The 14849-nt window shown below is 73.1% G+C and carries 12 protein-coding genes; 7 read left to right on the forward strand and 5 right to left on the reverse strand.

Annotated elements, in window-relative coordinates; genetic code table 11:
- Nucleotides 1-275 precede the first annotated feature (275 nt).
- Together ACGFW5_RS14605 and ACGFW5_RS14610 are read right to left on the reverse strand one after the other, a co-directional pair.
- Entirely contained in the window at nucleotides 276-3356 is a 3081-nt protein-coding gene (locus tag ACGFW5_RS14605; RefSeq protein ID WP_393834559.1) for an endo-alpha-N-acetylgalactosaminidase family protein, read from the reverse strand.
- A gap of 247 nt (nucleotides 3357-3603) precedes the next feature.
- A complete protein-coding gene (locus ACGFW5_RS14610) occupies nucleotides 3604-4416 on the reverse strand; it encodes a S1 family peptidase (RefSeq protein WP_393834665.1) in 813 nt (270 codons plus the stop codon).
- A gap of 217 nt (nucleotides 4417-4633) precedes the next feature.
- Between ACGFW5_RS14610 and ACGFW5_RS14615 the strand changes: the two genes are divergently transcribed.
- Entirely contained in the window at nucleotides 4634-5527 is an 894-nt protein-coding gene (locus ACGFW5_RS14615) for a hypothetical protein (protein WP_393834560.1), read from the forward strand.
- Nucleotides 5528-5991: 464 nt separating this feature from the next.
- A complete protein-coding gene (locus tag ACGFW5_RS14620) occupies nucleotides 5992-6954 on the forward strand; it encodes a hypothetical protein (RefSeq protein ID WP_393834561.1) in 963 nt (320 codons plus the stop codon).
- Between the two features lie 59 nt (nucleotides 6955-7013).
- Here ACGFW5_RS14620 and ACGFW5_RS14625 read toward each other — a convergent pair whose 3' ends face one another.
- From ACGFW5_RS14625 to ACGFW5_RS14635, 3 genes are all read right to left on the reverse strand, one after another.
- Nucleotides 7014-7454: a ribonuclease domain-containing protein gene (locus tag ACGFW5_RS14625; RefSeq protein ID WP_393834562.1), complete on the reverse strand. Its 441-nt coding sequence runs from the start codon at nucleotides 7452-7454 to the stop codon at nucleotides 7014-7016.
- 288 nt (nucleotides 7455-7742) lie between these two features.
- Nucleotides 7743-8657 carry an SDR family oxidoreductase gene (locus ACGFW5_RS14630; protein ID WP_393834563.1) on the reverse strand — a complete coding sequence of 305 codons (915 nt, stop codon included), beginning with the start codon at nucleotides 8655-8657 and terminating at the stop codon, nucleotides 7743-7745.
- Complete coding sequence (locus ACGFW5_RS14635; protein ID WP_393834564.1) at nucleotides 8654-9430, reverse strand: SDR family oxidoreductase; 777 nt, start codon at nucleotides 9428-9430, stop codon at nucleotides 8654-8656. Before ACGFW5_RS14635 ends, ACGFW5_RS14630 begins: the two co-directional genes overlap by 4 nt.
- Before the next feature lie 56 nt (nucleotides 9431-9486).
- Here ACGFW5_RS14635 and ACGFW5_RS14640 point away from each other — a divergent pair, with 56 nt between their 5' ends.
- From ACGFW5_RS14640 to ACGFW5_RS14660, 5 genes are all read left to right on the forward strand, one after another.
- On the forward strand, nucleotides 9487-10248 hold the full coding sequence (locus ACGFW5_RS14640; RefSeq protein ID WP_393834565.1) for an enoyl-CoA hydratase family protein: 762 nt from the start codon (nucleotides 9487-9489) through the stop codon (nucleotides 10246-10248).
- Nucleotides 10245-11087, forward strand: a complete 843-nt coding sequence (locus ACGFW5_RS14645; protein ID WP_393834566.1) for a CoA transferase subunit A — start codon at nucleotides 10245-10247, stop codon at nucleotides 11085-11087. Before ACGFW5_RS14640 ends, ACGFW5_RS14645 begins: the two co-directional genes overlap by 4 nt.
- Nucleotides 11084-11863, forward strand: coding sequence for a CoA-transferase subunit beta (locus tag ACGFW5_RS14650; RefSeq protein ID WP_393834567.1), 780 nt, complete (start codon nucleotides 11084-11086; stop codon nucleotides 11861-11863). Before ACGFW5_RS14645 ends, ACGFW5_RS14650 begins: the two co-directional genes overlap by 4 nt.
- 95 nt (nucleotides 11864-11958) lie before the next feature.
- Nucleotides 11959-13014: an NAD(P)H-dependent flavin oxidoreductase gene (locus ACGFW5_RS14655; RefSeq protein ID WP_393834666.1), complete on the forward strand. Its 1056-nt coding sequence runs from the start codon at nucleotides 11959-11961 to the stop codon at nucleotides 13012-13014.
- A 31-nt stretch (nucleotides 13015-13045) separates the two neighbouring features.
- Nucleotides 13046-13993, forward strand: coding sequence for a tyrosine-protein phosphatase (locus tag ACGFW5_RS14660; protein WP_393834568.1), 948 nt, complete (start codon nucleotides 13046-13048; stop codon nucleotides 13991-13993).
- Nucleotides 13994-14849 lie beyond the last annotated feature (856 nt).

The raw sequence follows: 14849 nt of genomic DNA on the forward strand, positions 1-14849 counted from the left end.
CTCACCCGCCTTCGGGTGCGGGCCGTGCGGGGTTGCTCGCGCAGTTCCCCGCGCCCCCAGCCACTCGGCGCCGGGCGGCACCGCGCCCCCAACCCCGCCTTCGGGTGCGGGCCGTGCCGGGCTGGGCGCGCCGTTCCCCGCGCCCCTTCACCCGCCTTCGGGTGCGGGCCGTGCGGGGTTGCTCGCGCAGTTCCCCGCGCCCCCAGCCACTCGGCGCCGGGCGGCACCGCGCGCCCAGGCGCTCGGCGCCGGGTGGTACCGGGGCGCTGGGGTTGTTACAGCTCGCGTGTTTCGAAGGTGTCCAGGGTGAACTCCGCCGATCCGTCGTCTCCCACCTTGCGCAGGCCGACCCACGTCGTGCCCGCCGTCGGCGCGGTGAACTCGTGGGTGAAGAGCGCCGGTTGTGTCGCGATGGGCAGGGTGACGCGGGCCAGTTCGCGCGGGGTGGGGTCGTCGACCGCGGTGATCCAGGCGTACTGGCCGGCCTTCTCGTTCTCGTACCGGAAGGTGACCCGGTAGCGGCGCCCGGGCAGGAAGCGGACGGTGTGGTCGACCGTGCGGTAGACCACGCCGTCGTTCTCGCCGCGTGACTTCAGCGACTGGGTGCCGTCGACGATGTCGTCGATCGCCTTGCCGTTCCAGCCCCGCCCGGTGAACGGGGCGTGCCGCTGGGCGATGTGGGTGCGGGGGTCGGTGGAGCCGCCCGCGTCGCCCTTGACGAAGACGCCCCAGCCGGACGGCACGTTCTGGAAGTCCTCGAACGCGAGCGCCCCCGGCTTCGCGGTGGGCCTCGCCTGTACGACGCGTACGTTGTCGAAGCGGATCCGGGCGTCGCCCGCGTCGGCGCGCAGGGTGAGGGTGACGGGGCCGCCGCCCGCCGGGACGGTGAAGGGGGTCGACATGCGCTGGAAGCGGGTGCCGTGCTTGCGGTCGGCCGCGACGTAATTGCCTGCGGTGGAGGTGTCCGTCCAGTTGGTGGCGGTGACACCGTCGGCGGTACGGATGTCGAGGGCGGCCCGGCGCCGCTGACCCGCCTTCTCGCCGACCTCGACCTGCACGGAGGCGTGGTACGTGCCGGGTGCGAGGCGGGCGAGGCGCTGGGCGACGGTGGCGGCCGCGCCGGCGGGCAGGACGAGTTCGTAGTCGCCGAGCGGGCTGAGGGAGACCTTCGCGGTGCCGGTGACCTGCCGGCCGTCCAGCGTGCCGGAGTTGAACCCGGGGTCGCGTACCGGCGTGAACTGGCCCCAGACCGGGTCTGCTTGGGCGCGGACCCGGGTGCGGTGGACGACATAGGGCTGCCCGGCGACCGCGTCGGGGATCGTCACGCTGCCCGCGCGGACGGGGAGGTCGGCGACGTGCACCCGGCCCTGGTCGGTGAGGCGGTGCAGGACGACCGTACGCAGGCCGGACCAGCCGCGCGGCAGACGCCAACTCGTGGTGCCGCCACCGGGGTTGTAGTGGTACAGCTTCGCCGGGTCGGTGGCGTTGCGGGGCTCCCACGGCAGGAGGTAGGTGCCGGCGTCGTAGACGAGGCGGCCGTCGGTGGTGATGCGGCGGGTGCCCGTGGCGTCGGAGACGGACGTGCGGTCGGGGCCCGCGAGGGTGATCTCGTGGTCGGTCCAGCGCTCGATGGGGTGGGCCTGGAGGTATTTCGCGGGCAGCGACTCGGTCCAGATCAGGTCGTAGAACGTCGTCCAGTCGGTCTTGCCGGTCCAGCCCTCGAAGTTGCCCATGTGGGCGTGGCCGAGCAGGGTGGGCCACTTGTTGGCGAAGACGTCTTTCTGGTGGTGCCGGATGAAGCGGATGAGCTGGGAGTTGATGCCGCGGGAGGTGTCGGGTCCGTAGTCCGTCTCGTTGGCCCAGTGCGACCACAGCGAGGAGCGTTCCAGGCCGTGGCCCCATTCGGAGGCCACCAGCCAGCCCTGGTCGCGCAGGGCGCGCTGGAGGCGGTCGGAGGTCCAGCCGGATTCGCGGAACACGTCGAGGTAGACGGCGTTCAGCGCGGGGTCGGTGTCGTGGCGCAGGGCGGCGAAGCGGCGGACGATGTCGCCGGAGACCAGGTCGCGGCGCTGGTCGATGCGGTAGGACTGGTCGAGCCAGTCCCACTGCGGGTTGTTCTTGTCGACGAGGGTTTCACTGAAGGCGTGGGCGACCGGGTAGGACTCGGTGGCGTTGACGTGGACGGCGAAGTCGCTGTTCCACTTCTTTCCTTCGCGTACCAGGGAGTTGAGGTCGGCGAGGCCGCCCGCCCGCTCGTTGTAGTTGCCCGCGTAGTCGGGGTGGGCGGAGTCGTGGCCTTCCGACTGGTAGCCCTTGAGCAGGGTGTACTGGCGCAGCCCGTCGGTGGCCAGTGAGATCCGTTTGACGTTGTCGAGGGTGGCGAGGAACGGGTTGGTGGCCCGGGAGGCGAAGTTGAAGGGGATGTGCGGGACGACCCGCAGGTGCTGGGTGTCGGCGCCGAGGGGGGTGACCATGATGTCGCGGAACGCGATGGCGGCGTCCTGCCAGTCGACGACGCCGTCCTTGTTGCGGTCGCCGGTGATGACGACGGTGGCGTACGGCAGTGGCTCGGTGGCGGCGGTGGGTGAGGTCGCGGCGCGGTGGGTCCACTGGCCGGGCACGAGCTGCGTCTTGACGTAGCCGTCCCCGCGCAGGGTCTGGCGCCACAGCCGGCCGTTCTCCCAGGTGGCTCCGGGGGTGTCGGCGGGCTTGTCGTAGCCGGTGTTGGTTTCGACGGCGCCGCCCAGGGTGTGGTGGGCGAGGACGGCGTAGGCGCAGCCGATGGGTTGGGCGTCGGGCGGGGTGGTGGTGGTCGGCGTGACGAGGGTGTCGCCGCTCTTGGCCTTGTCCAACTGGAGCTGGGCTGCGAGGAGTTGGGCTCCTGGTTGGTCGCTGCGTACGGACAGCAGGGCGAGCGTGGGGATCTGGAGGGTGCCGACGCGCAGGGCCGGGGTGTCGTCGATGCGGGTGACGCGCCAGTCGACGCGGTGGCCGCTCACGCGGATCTCCACGTGGATGGTGGTGGCGCCGTCGAAGGCGAGCGTGTAGGTGATGCGGTCGCCGGCGGGCCGCGAGGTCACCTTCGGGGTGTGGGGGGCGCCGTCGATGAGGACGTCGCTCACCGTGTCCTCCTGGCCGTGCAGGACGGCGCCGGTGGCGCGGTCGGTGTACGACACGATGCGCGGGAACGCGTCGGCGACACGGACGTCGAGTGCGGCCGAGCGCAGCACCGTCTCCCCCGCCGGTGGCCCGGCGGCGCGTGCGGGTGAGGGGATGCCGAGGGCGGCCGTGGCTCCGGCGAGTGCGGTGGCCGCGACGACCGTCCTCCGGTTCGGCCCGTGCTGTTCGGGGTTCACGCGCGCTCCTTCTCGTGGCGGCTTTCGCTGCGGGCCACGATGTGCGCGGGGGTGCGGGTGCGCCCATGGACAAAGGGGTGGGACGTGTTGGACTAACGGGTTCCGGTCGAGGGCGCGGGGCGGGGTTGCCGCGGCCTCATCGCGCCTCAGCCGCGGCCCGCGCGGTGAGCGGGGCGAGCCGCGGCCCGGGGAGCAGGTGGCCCTGCCCCTCGGGCGGGGCAGGGTTTTTGGCGTCGGCGTGGCCGCCCTACAGCGTCGAGGCGGCCTGGGCTATCGCGGAGGCGAAGGTCGAGACCTCGGAGTAGACGCCGGGGTAGCCGGGCTCGGCGCAGCCGTTGCCCCAGCTGACGATGCCGACCTGGATCCAGGCGCCCGTGTCGTCCTTGCGGAACATGGGGCCGCCGGAGTCGCCCTGGCAGGTGTCGACGCCGCCCTGGTCGACGTAGCCGGCGCAGATCTCGTCGCTCGGGACGAGGTCGCTGCCGTACGCCTGCTGGCACTGGGCGTCGGAGACGAAGGGGACGGTCGCCTTGTAGAGGTAGCGCTGCTGGCCGCCGCCCTCGCTGCGGGCGCCCCAGCCGGCGATGGTGAAGGTGCCGCTGTTGTAGGCGGTGGTGGTGGCGATCTTGAGGGTGGGCTGGTTGATGGGCTTGGCGAGTTTGATCAGCGCCCAGTCCTTGCCCTTGCCGTTGTAGCCGGGGGCCTGGAGGACCTTGGTGGACTTCACCTTGATCGCACTGGAGCTTTGCAGGTCGACGACGCCGCCGGTGGCGGTGATGGAGGTGTTGGTGCCGCTGCCGTCGACGCAGTGGGCGGCGGTCAGGACGATCTGCTGGGTGTACAGGGCGCCGCCGCAGCCCATGGAGAGCCGGACCATGAACGGGAACTCGCCCTGCGCGGCCCGGGTGCCGCCGACGACCGGCTGCGGCGACGCCGACGGGGCCACTGGGCCGAGCGGGGCGGGTGAGGCGAAGGCGTCCGTGGCGGGGATGCTGAGTGCGGCGGCGAGGACGGCCGTGACGGTCAGGCATCTGCGCAGCGCTCGCGTGATCTTCTTCAACTGACTGCCTCTCGTGGGGGGGTTGGCTGTCATGCGTACCGGGGGGACCGCACCCGTCGTCCAGGAATGTCATGGGCGCGTCAATACGCGCTCCGGATTATGAGGAGCCTCCGCACCGCCCACAAGGGCCACTTTCCGGCCAGTTCGCGCACGGCTCCCCCGCCGCCCGGCAGCCGTACAGTGGAAGGAGTCGCGGGCTCGGAACGGGGGTGGCGGCGTGAGCACGTCGAGTCCGGTCGCGCACGGCTATCCGCACCTCGCCACGGTGCGCTCGGCGATCACTGCGCTGCACCGGAGGCTGTCCCTCGACGGCCTCCAGCGGTACGCCACCAGCGTGCTCCCCGCCGACGTCGCCTTCGCCGACCACGACGACCTGCACCTGGGAGCCCAGCGGGTGGCCCGCGCGCTCGTCCAGCACCTGCGCCTGCCCGACGCCCGGATGATCGTCGGCTTCCGCGAGATGCGGCACGCGGCGAGCGTCGAACTGGCCGCAGGGCCGGAGTACTTCATCGAGCTGAACGACCGCTTCCGTACCCACCGCAGGGACATCGGCGCGGCTCTCGCGCACGAGATCACCCATGTACTGCTGCACCGCCTGGACCTGGCCTTCCCCGGCACCCGCGACAACGAAATCCTCACCGGCACCGCGACCACCTACCTCGGCGCGGGCTGGCTGCTGCTCGACGCCTTCCGCGAGGACCAGCTCTCCAGCCAGAAGCTGGGCTATCTGACGCCGGAGGAGTTCGGCTACGTCCTGGCCAAGCGGGCCCAGCTGTTCGACGAGGACCCCTCGCCCTGGTTCACCAGCCCGCAGGCGTACCCCGCGTACACGGCGGGCGCCGCGCAGGCCCGCCGGGACGGGCAGCATCCCCCGCTGAGCACGGCCGGCTGGGCGGGGCGCCGGCGCTACGCCAAGGACCGCCGCCACGCGCGGGAACACGGCGGCGCGGCGGGCGGCCCCGGCGCCGCGTACTCCTTCGAGTCCGGCCCCGAGGGCTTGCGGGTCTGCTTCGCCTGCCCGACCTGCTGCCAGCGCGTCCGGGTGCCGGTGCGCGGCCGGGTCAGGGCCCGCTGCGGGCTGTGCCGCACGGTCCTGGAGTGCGACACGTAAGCGCTCCACGGGGTGCGGGGAGCTGAGCGCGCGCCGGGTGCGGACGGCGTCGATCGCGTACGCGTGGCGGGAGCGGACGGTGTCGATCGCGTACGCGTGGCGGGAGCGGGCGGTGTCGATCGCGTACGCGCGCCGGGTGCGGGCGGTGTCGATCGCGTACGCGTGGCGGGTGCGGGCGGTGTCGATCGCGTACGCGTGGCGGGGTGGCGACGCGGCTAGGGGGTGTCTGGTGGATCAGGGTCGGTCAGGGTGCGGCGCCTGGTGCGGTGCATCGCAAGGCGCCGGAACGTCGTGATAGCGGAGCTATCGGGGCGTTTCGGCAACGCCGCGAGGTGCCGTGCCAGGCGCCGCACCCCCGGCCATGATCCACCAGACACCCCCTGGGGGCCGGTGCGCCGCGACGCGCCGCCGGGCGGCCAACTAGGGTTCGGCGCAGGGGGGCTTGTGTCGGTGGAACTGCCCCGGTGAGCGAGCGGGCGGTGGTGGCGGGCATGGGCGCACAGGGAACACGCCGGGTACGGCGGATCGGGGAGTGGCTGGTCGGGGCGCCGGCGGCCGAGCCGAGAACGCTGAGCGACGCGCTCGGGCTCGCCGAGAACGCGCCCGATCTCCAGCGTCTGTGGCGCTGGCAGCCCCAACAGCTGGACCGCATCGAGCAGTTGTACGCGGCAGCGCAGCGCGCCTTCGAGCGGCGCACCCGCGAGGACGTGTGCCGGGCCCTGGAACAGGCGGTGCGCGGTGGGCTGCGCATGGCGTCGGTCGAGCACGCCGAGACGCGTACCGCCGCCGCCGAGCGCCTTGAGGACGAGGCCGACGCCGCGGCACGGCGCCTGGACGCCGACGCGGCGCTGGCCAGCGGGCGCGGCCTGAACACCGGGCTCGCCTTCGGGATGGTGCTCAGCCCGGTCGTCCTGGTCCTCGCGTTCGCCGTGGGCGAGGCGGTGCCGGCCCTGTTCCACGGCAGGCTCGCCTGTCCGGAACAGCTGAGCCTGCTGCACGCACTGGTGTGTTTCGCGGGCGGAGCCCTCGGCGCGGTGTTCAGCGTGATCGTCCGGCTGCGCAACGCCTACCAGCTGATGCACCGCGCGCCGGGCCGCGGCGGGCTGCGGAACATACCCGCCGACCCGCGCCAACTGGCCCAGGTCATGCGGCAGGAGGGCTGGTACCGGGTGGTGGTGGGCTGGTTCCTTGCCACCTCGCTGTTCCTGCTCATCAACGGCGGCGTGCTCACGATCTTCGCCCCGCCCGCGACCCCCGCCGGGCTGTGCGGTGCGGGGCCGCTGTCCCTGGCCGATCACGAGGCGCTGATCAAGGCGTTCTTCTTCTGGGGCACGATCGGCTTCCTGGCGGGCCTGAACGAGCGCTGGGCCTATGGGCTGCTGCGGCGCGGCGGAGCCGAGCGCCGGACCGACGACGCCGCCTCCTGAACGGGGCCACGGCCGCGCGGTGCGCCCGTCGGGCACCCCGCGCGGCCGGGCCGGCGGGCTCAGCAGCCGAAGTCGACCAGGCGGAACGTGGCGTAGTGGTCGGCGGTGTAATAGTCCTCCCTGGACTTCTCGCCGGTGATGATGCGGCGGGTGCCGCGGGTCGGCGCGCCCGGCGTGATCACGGTGTACTCGTGGTAGTAGCCGCCGCTCTGCTTCGGCAGGACGCCCTCGCGGTTCTGGAAGACGACACCGTCCTGGGAGTACGGGAACGGGCCGCCCTGGTCGATGAGGCGCAGGGTGTCGTGTGCCTGGGAGGGCAGCGCGGAGGAACAGACGCTGCCGACGGACTTCAGGGACGGCGCCTTGACGGCGGTGAGGGTGGTGGGGGCGGTGGGGGCGACGGGAGCGGCCGACGCGGTGCCGGCGACCGGGCCGGCGAAGAGGGCGAGGGCCACGGCGGCGGTGGCGCCAAGGGCCTTGAAACGTGGGGGGATTGTCATGAGCACCATGATGACGCGCGTAGAGCGGCGGCCGTCAACGCCAACCTCGTTGATTTTTCTACCTGTTAACCAAGGTGGCCGACCGGGCAACGGAAGCGTCATGCCACGTCAAGACGCCGTCAACCCGGCGGCCGAAAACGCCCACGCCGACCCGGCACCGGCCCGCCGGGGGCGCGAGGAAGTGCGCCCACGGGAGCCATGTACAACCTGCCGGAACCGTCGCCGCCGCACACAGCCGCGCGCCGCCCGCACGCCGCCCGCACACCGCGCCCCGGCGCGGGCACCGCGCTACCGCGCGCCGTACACCGCCCCCGGTGTCCGTGACCGCGCGAGGAGTTCGCGGGCCGCCTCGCCGGCCTCGCGCGGGGTCCACCGGGCTCCCTTGTCGCTCGTCGGGCCCGGGTGCCAGCCCTCCATCACGGTGATGCGGCCCGCCTCCGCCTCGAAGACCCGGCCGGTGACCCCCTCGCTCGCGGCGGAGCCGAGCCACACCACCAGGGGTGAGACGTTCTCGGGGGCCATGGCGTCGAAGGCGCCCGGCTCCCTGGGCGCCGCCATCGTGTCCGCGAAGGTCCGCTCGGTCATCCGGGTGCGGGCGGCCGGGGCGATCGCGTTGACCTGGATTCCGTAGCGTCCCAGCTCGGCGGCCGCGACCAGTGTCAGGCCGACGATCCCCGCCTTCGCGGCGCTGTAGTTGCCCTGCCCGACCGAGCCCAACAGGCCTGCACCGGAACTGGTGTTGACGACCCTCGCCGGGGCGGGGCGCCCCGCCCGGGCCTCGGCGCGCCAGTGCGCGGCGGCGTGCTTCAGGGGCAGGAAGTGGCCCTTGAGGTGGACCCGCGTCACGGCGTCCCAGTCGTCCTCGTCCAGGTTGACCAGCATCCGGTCGCGCAGGAACCCCGCGTTGTTGACGAGGGTGTGCAGCGCGCCGAACGCGTCGAGGGCGGTGGCGACGAGCGAGGCCGCGCCCCGGGTGGTGGCGATGTCGCCGCCGTGTGCGACGGCTTCGCCGCCCGCCGCGCGGATCTCGTCCACCACCGACCGCGCGGGGCCGCCCGAGCCGCCCGCGCCGTCGGGCCCGACCCCCGCGTCGTTGACCACGACCCGCGCGCCCTGCTCGGCGAACGCCAGCGCGTGGGCACGCCCCAGGCCCCGTCCCGCGCCGGTCACGATCACGACCCGGCCCTCGCACAGTCCGCTCATCTTCCGTTCCTCTCGGGCTTGTTGACGGTGGCCGCGGCCAGGAACGCGGGGCGTTCGCCGCCGCCGTGGACGAGCAGGGACGCGCCGCTGACGTAGGACGCGTCGGGGCGGGCGAGGAAGACGGCGGCCGCCCCGATCTCCTCGGGTTCGGCGAGCCGGCCGAGGGGCACGGTCCTGCCCACGCGCGCCACACCGTCCGCGTCGCCGTAGTGCAGCGCGCTCAGTTCCGTGCGCACCATCCCGAGGACCAGGGTGTTGACGCGGATCTCGGGTGCCCATTCCACCGCCATGGAGCGGGCCAGGTTCTCCAGGCCCGCCTTCGCGGCCCCGTACGCCGCCGTGCCCGGCGAGGGCCGGGTGCCGCTCACGCTGCCGATCATCAGGATCGAGCCGCGCGCGTCCCGCAAGTAGGGGCGGGCCGCGAGGGACGCCGTGAGCGGGGCGACCAGGTTGAGCGCGACGACCCGTGCGTGGCGCTCCGCCTCGCCCTCGTCCAGCAGCCGGTGGGGCGTTCCGCCCGCGTTGTTGACCAGCACGTCCAGGCGCCCGTACGCCGCGGCGACCTCGGCGAAGAAGTCCTGTACGGCGGCGGGTTCGCGCAGGTCGAGCGGGCAGAACCGCGCCGTGCGGCCGGCGCAGGCGATGGCGGTGCCGGGCGGTCGGCGGGCGCACACGACGACGTCCGCGCCCGCCCGCAGGAACGCCTTCGCGATCCCCGCGCCCACGCCCCGGGTGCCACCGGTGACGACGACTGCCTTCCCGGTCAGCTCCATCCGCTGCTACCTTCCTGACCTAACAAACGTTTGGTGGAAAGGTAGCTGATTCCCCCATGGGTGTCTCCACCGCAACCCCCGACCACGGCATCCGCCTCGTCACCATCGACTTCCCGCCCGTCAACGCCCTTCCCGTACAGGGCTGGTACGAACTGGCCGACGCGGTCCGGGCGGCCGGCCGCGACCCCGGGAGCCGCTGCGTGGTGCTCGCCGCCGAGGGCCGCGGGTTCAACGCCGGTGTGGACATCAAGGAGATGCAGCGCGACCACGGGCACGGCGCCCTCATCGGCGCGAACCGGGGCTGCTTCGAGGCGTTCGCCGCGGTGTACGAGTGCGAGGTGCCGGTCGTCGCGGCGGTCGGCGGGTTCTGTCTGGGCGGCGGGGTCGGCCTGGCCGGCAACGCGGACGCAATCGTGGCGAGCGAGGACGCCGTCTTCGGCCTGCCCGAGCTGGACCGCGGCGCGCTCGGCGCCGCGACCCACCTGGCCCGCCTCGTCCCTCAGCACCTCATGCGCGCCCTCTACTTCACCTCGCGCACCGTGACCGCCGCCGAGCTGCACGCCCACGGCTCGGTGTGGAACGTCGTCCCGCGCGCCGAACTGATGTCGGCGGCCCTGGAGTTGGCCCGCGAGATCGCCCGCAAGGACGCCACCCTCATCCGGCTCGCCAAGGCCGCCATCAACGGCATCGACCCCGTCGACGTACGCCGCAGCTACCGCTTCGAGCAGGGTTTCACCTTCGAGGCCAACCTCAGCGGCGTCGCCGACCGCGTACGCGACACGTTCGGTACGAGGCGTCACGAGGAGGCAGACCGGTGAAGGACAAGACCATGACGCCCGAGGACGTCGTCGCGCGGCTGCGCAGCGGCATGACCCTCGGCATCGGCGGCTGGGGCTCACGCCGCAAACCCATGGCCCTGGTACGGGCCCTGCTGCGCTCCCCCGTCGGCGACCTCACGGTGATCTCGTACGGCGGCCCCGACGTCGGCCTGCTCGCCGCCGCGGGCAAAATACGCAAGCTGGTCGCGCCCTTCGCCACGCTCGACTCGATCCCCCTGGAGCCGCACTTCCGCGCGGGCCGCCAGGCACGCTCCTTCGAGCTGATGGAGATCGACGAGGCGATGTTCATGTGGGGGCTGCACGCCGCGGCGAACCGGCTGCCCTTCCTGCCGGTCCGCGCGGGCCTCGGCTCGGACGTGATGCGGGTCAACCCCGGGCTCCGTACGGTCACTTCGCCGTACGAGGACGGCGAGCGGTTCGTCGCGATGCCCGCCCTGCGCATGGACGCGGCGCTCGTCCACCTCAACCGCGCGGACCGGCTCGGCAACGGCCAGTACCTGGGCCCCGACCCGTACTTCGACGACCTGTTCTGCGAGGCCGCCGACAGCGCGTACGTCTCCTGCGAACGGATCGTGGACGGCTTCCGCGCGGCGGCGGCGCCGTCCCTCCTGATCGCGCGGCACGCGGTCACCGGCGTCGTGGAGTGCCCGAACGGCGCCCACTTCACCTCCTGCGCCCCCGACTACGGACGGGACGAGCCCTTCCAGAAGCTGTACGCGACCGCGCCCTGGCCCGAGTTCGCCGAACGCTTCCTGTCCGGGCCCGACGAGAAGTCCTACCAGTCGGCCGTGCAGATCTGGCACGAGGAGCAGAAGTGACGCCGGACACCACGCGCGTGACCCGCGCCGAGTACTGCGTGATCGCCTGCGCCGAGGCCTGGCGCGACAACGGGGAAGTACTCGCGAGCCCCATGGGCGTGATCCCCTCGATCGGCGCCCGGCTCGCCCGGCGCACGTTCGCGCCCGACCTGCTGCTCACCGACGGCGAGGCGCTGCTCGTCGGACCGGACGGCGAACCCGAGGGCTGGCTGCCCTACCGCAGGCATCTGACCATGGTCACCGGCGGCCGGCGGCACGTCATGATGGGCGCGAGCCAGATCGACCGCTTCGGCAACCAGAACATCTCCTGCATCGGCGACTGGTCCCGGCCCACCCGCCAGCTCCTCGGGGTGCGCGGCGCACCCGTCAACACCCTGAACAATCCGGTGAGTTACTGGGTGCCCAAGCACTCGCCCCGGGTCTTCGTGCCGAAGGTCGACATGATCTGCGGGGTCGGTTACGACAGCGCGGCGGCCGCGGGCCCTTCCGCGACCCGCTTCCACCGCATCCCCCGGGTCGTGAGCGACCTGGGCGTCTTCGACTTCGCGACGCCGGACCACGCGATGCGGCTGGTGTCGCTGCACCCCGGGGTGGGTGTGGACCGGGTGCGGGAGGCGACCGCGTTCGAGCTGGAGGGCTGCGACGAGGCGGGGTTCACCCGTGAACCCGGCGCCGAGGAGCTGCGTCTGATCCGCGAGGTCATCGACCCGGACGGGCTGCGTGACCGCGAGGTCATCGACCCGGACGGGCCGCGTGACCGCGAGGTCGCCCCGTGACTCCCCCCACGCCCGCTCCGGGGACTCCGTCCACGCCCCCGCCGTCGCCCGCTCCCGTGACTGCTCCGGCACCTTCTCCGGCGAGTCCTTGCCGTATCGAGACGGCCCTGACGAAGCTGGTCGGCGTCCGGCATCCGATCGTGCAGACCGGGATGGGCTGGGTGGCGGGCCCCCGCCTTGTCTCGGCGACGGCCGAGGCCGGGGCGCTCGGCGTCCTGGCCTCCGCGACGATGACGGCCCTCCAGCTGAGGCAGGCGATCCGTGAGGTCAAGTCCCGTACGGGGCGGCCCTTCGGGGTCAATCTGCGGGCAGACGCCGCCGATGCCCGCGAGCGGGTACGGATCATCATCGAGGAGGGCGTGGGCGTGGCGTCCTTCGCGCTCGCCCCCTCGCGCGAACTGATCGCCGAGCTGAAGGACGCGGGCGTCGTGGTGATCCCGTCCATCGGGGCCAGGCGCCATGCCGAGAAGGTCGCGGCGTGGGGCGCGGACGCGGTGATCGTGCAGGGCGGCGAAGGCGGCGGGCACACCGGGGAAGTGGCAACGACCGTACTGCTTCCGCAGGTTGTGGACGCGGTGGACATCCCGGTGATCGCGGCGGGTGGCTTCCACGACGGCCGCGGTCTGGTCGCGGCGCTCGCCTACGGTGCGGCGGGCATCGCGATGGGGACCCGGTTCCTGCTCACGTCCGATTCGACGGTCCCCGACGCGGTGAAGGCGAAATATCTGGAAGCCACGGTGCGGGACGTGATGGTGACCAGGGCGGTGGACGGTCTGCCCCACCGCATGCTCCGCACGGAACTCGTCGCCTCCCTTGAGCAGGCGGGGCGCGTCAGGGCGCTGGCGCAGGCGGTGCGTCGCGCGTCCGGCTTCCGGAAGATCTCGGGGCAGAGCTGGCCCCAGCTGGTCAGGGACGGCCTTGCCATGAAGCACGGCGGCAAGGACCTGACGTGGAGCCAGGTCCTGCTGGCCGCCAACACGCCGATGCTGCTTCGGGCGTCCATGGTCGAGGGCCGCACCGATCTCGGCGTGATGGCCTCGGGGCAGGTGGCCGGGCTGATCCAGGACCTTCCGAGCTGCCAGGAACTCATCACCCGGGTGATGGGCGAGGCCGCGCACGTGCTGTCCACCCTGCCGACGACGGCGAAGTGAATTGTGCTCGCTGATGAGGGAGTTGGCTCCCATGGAGCAACGCACCATCCGCAGGATGACACGGGCCGGGGCTGCGGCGGCCGTCGTCGCCCTGGCGTCGGCCCTGACGACGGGCCTGCTGCCCGCGGCGAGCGCGACGGCGTCCACGCCGGTGGCGTCCGCCGTGGACACACACCCCAAGGGCGCCTCTGCGATCCACCAGATCGTGCTGCAAGGCGCGGTGAACGTCCGCGACCTGGGCGGCTACCGGACCTACGACGGCAAGCACGTCCGGTATGGCCTCGTGTTCCGCGCCGACGCCCTGAACAAGGCGACGGACACGGACGTCTCGACGCTGGCCCGGCTCGGCCTGCGCGAGGTGGTGGACTTCCGGGTGCCGCTCGAGCTCCAGTACGACGGCCCCGACCGGCTGCCCGCCGGGCTCGCCCCGACCGCGCGCCCGGTCACCGACAGCGGGCTGTACGCGCAGACGCTGACCGCGATCGGGTCGAGGGACCCGGCGACGCAGGACGCGATGCTGGGGCACGGCAGGGCGCAGGCGCTGATGCGCGCCGAGTACCAGGCGTTCGTCTCGGACGCGGACGCCCGCGCGCGGTTCGGGGCGACGCTGAAGGATCTGGCGGCCGGTGAGGGCCCGCTGCTCTTCCACTGCACGTCGGGCAAGGACCGTACGGGGTGGGAGAGTTACGTGCTTCTACGCGCGCTCGGCGTGCCCGAGGTGGCCGCGCGGCGGGACTATCTCGCGTCCAACGCGTTTCGCGCGGGGGCGGATGCGGAGGTTCGGGCGGGGCTTGAGCGGTCGGGCGTGATGCGGGATGCGGATCTGCTGATCCCTCTTCAGGAGGTGCGGGCCGAGTATCTGGACGCGGCGCTGCGGCACATGGCGGGCCGGTACGGAGGCTTGTACGGGTACCTGACGCGGGGGCTCGGTCTGTCGCTGCGCGACGTGGCGGCGCTGCGCACAAGGCTACTGGCCTGAAGCCACCGCAGTGGGCCGGCCCCGGCCCCCTCCGCGGCCTGCCCGCGCCACCGACTTGGTCCTCGCCCCCGGACCATGCGGGGTGCGCACGACCCTGGCGGGGGTCGGTGCTGGGCCACGCCGGGCTCTTCGAGCCCCTGCACCCCGGTCCCGCCTTCACCCGCAGACCGTGCGGGGTGCTCGCGCAGTTCCCCGCGCCCCTGACCGGGCCGGTGCTGGGCCACGCCGGGTTCTTCGGGCCCCTGCACCCCGGTCCGCCGTCGCCCGCAGACCGTGCGGGGTGCTCGCGCAGTTCCCCGCGCCCCTTACGGGGTCGGTGCTGGGCCGCGCCGGGCTCTTCGAGCCCCTGCACCCCGGTCCGCCGTCGCCTGCGGACCGTGCGGCTTGCTCGCGCAGTTCCCCGCGCCCCTTACGGGGTCGGTGCTGGGCCGCGCGGGGCTCTTCAGGCCCCTGCACCCCGGTCCCGCCTTCACCCGCAGACCGTGCGGGGTGCTCGCGCAGTTCCCCGCGCCCCTGACCGGGCCGGTGCTGGGCCACGCCGGGCTCTTCGAGCCCCTGCACCCCGGTCCACCGTCACCCGCGGACCGTGCACGGTATTCGCGCAGTTCCCCGCGCCCCTCACCCCGCTGTCACCTGCGGGCCGTGCACGGTGCTCGCGCAGTTCCCCGCGCCGCTGACGGGGTCCGTGGTGGGGCGTGTGGGAGGGCTCAGTCGTGTTCGTGCGGGGCAGAAGGGCAGCCTGTCCGGCGATTGAGGACGAGCGCCCTTCAGGCGCGAACGGGGTCTGGGGCGGAGCCCCAGGGACCCGGTTCAGCCACTTCACGCCCCCGGAGGGTTCAGGGAAGGGGCGGGGTGG

Source organism: Streptomyces sp. NPDC048416 (genome assembly GCF_043200435.1).
Lineage (GTDB): Bacteria > Actinomycetota > Actinomycetes > Streptomycetales > Streptomycetaceae > Streptomyces.

Excerpts from the sequence above, each read along its gene's own strand:
- ACGFW5_RS14635 (WP_393834564.1), bottom strand. The coding sequence starts at position 9,430 with ATGGAGCTGACCGGGAAGGCAGTCGTCGTCACCGGTGGCACCCGGGGC.
- ACGFW5_RS14640 (WP_393834565.1), top strand. The coding sequence starts at position 9,487 with ATGGGTGTCTCCACCGCAACCCCCGACCACGGCATCCGCCTCGTCACC.
- ACGFW5_RS14630 (WP_393834563.1), bottom strand. The coding sequence starts at position 8,657 with ATGAGCGGACTGTGCGAGGGCCGGGTCGTGATCGTGACCGGCGCGGGA.
- ACGFW5_RS14660 (WP_393834568.1), top strand. The coding sequence starts at position 13,046 with ATGGAGCAACGCACCATCCGCAGGATGACACGGGCCGGGGCTGCGGCG.
- ACGFW5_RS14625 (WP_393834562.1), bottom strand. The coding sequence starts at position 7,454 with ATGACAATCCCCCCACGTTTCAAGGCCCTTGGCGCCACCGCCGCCGTG.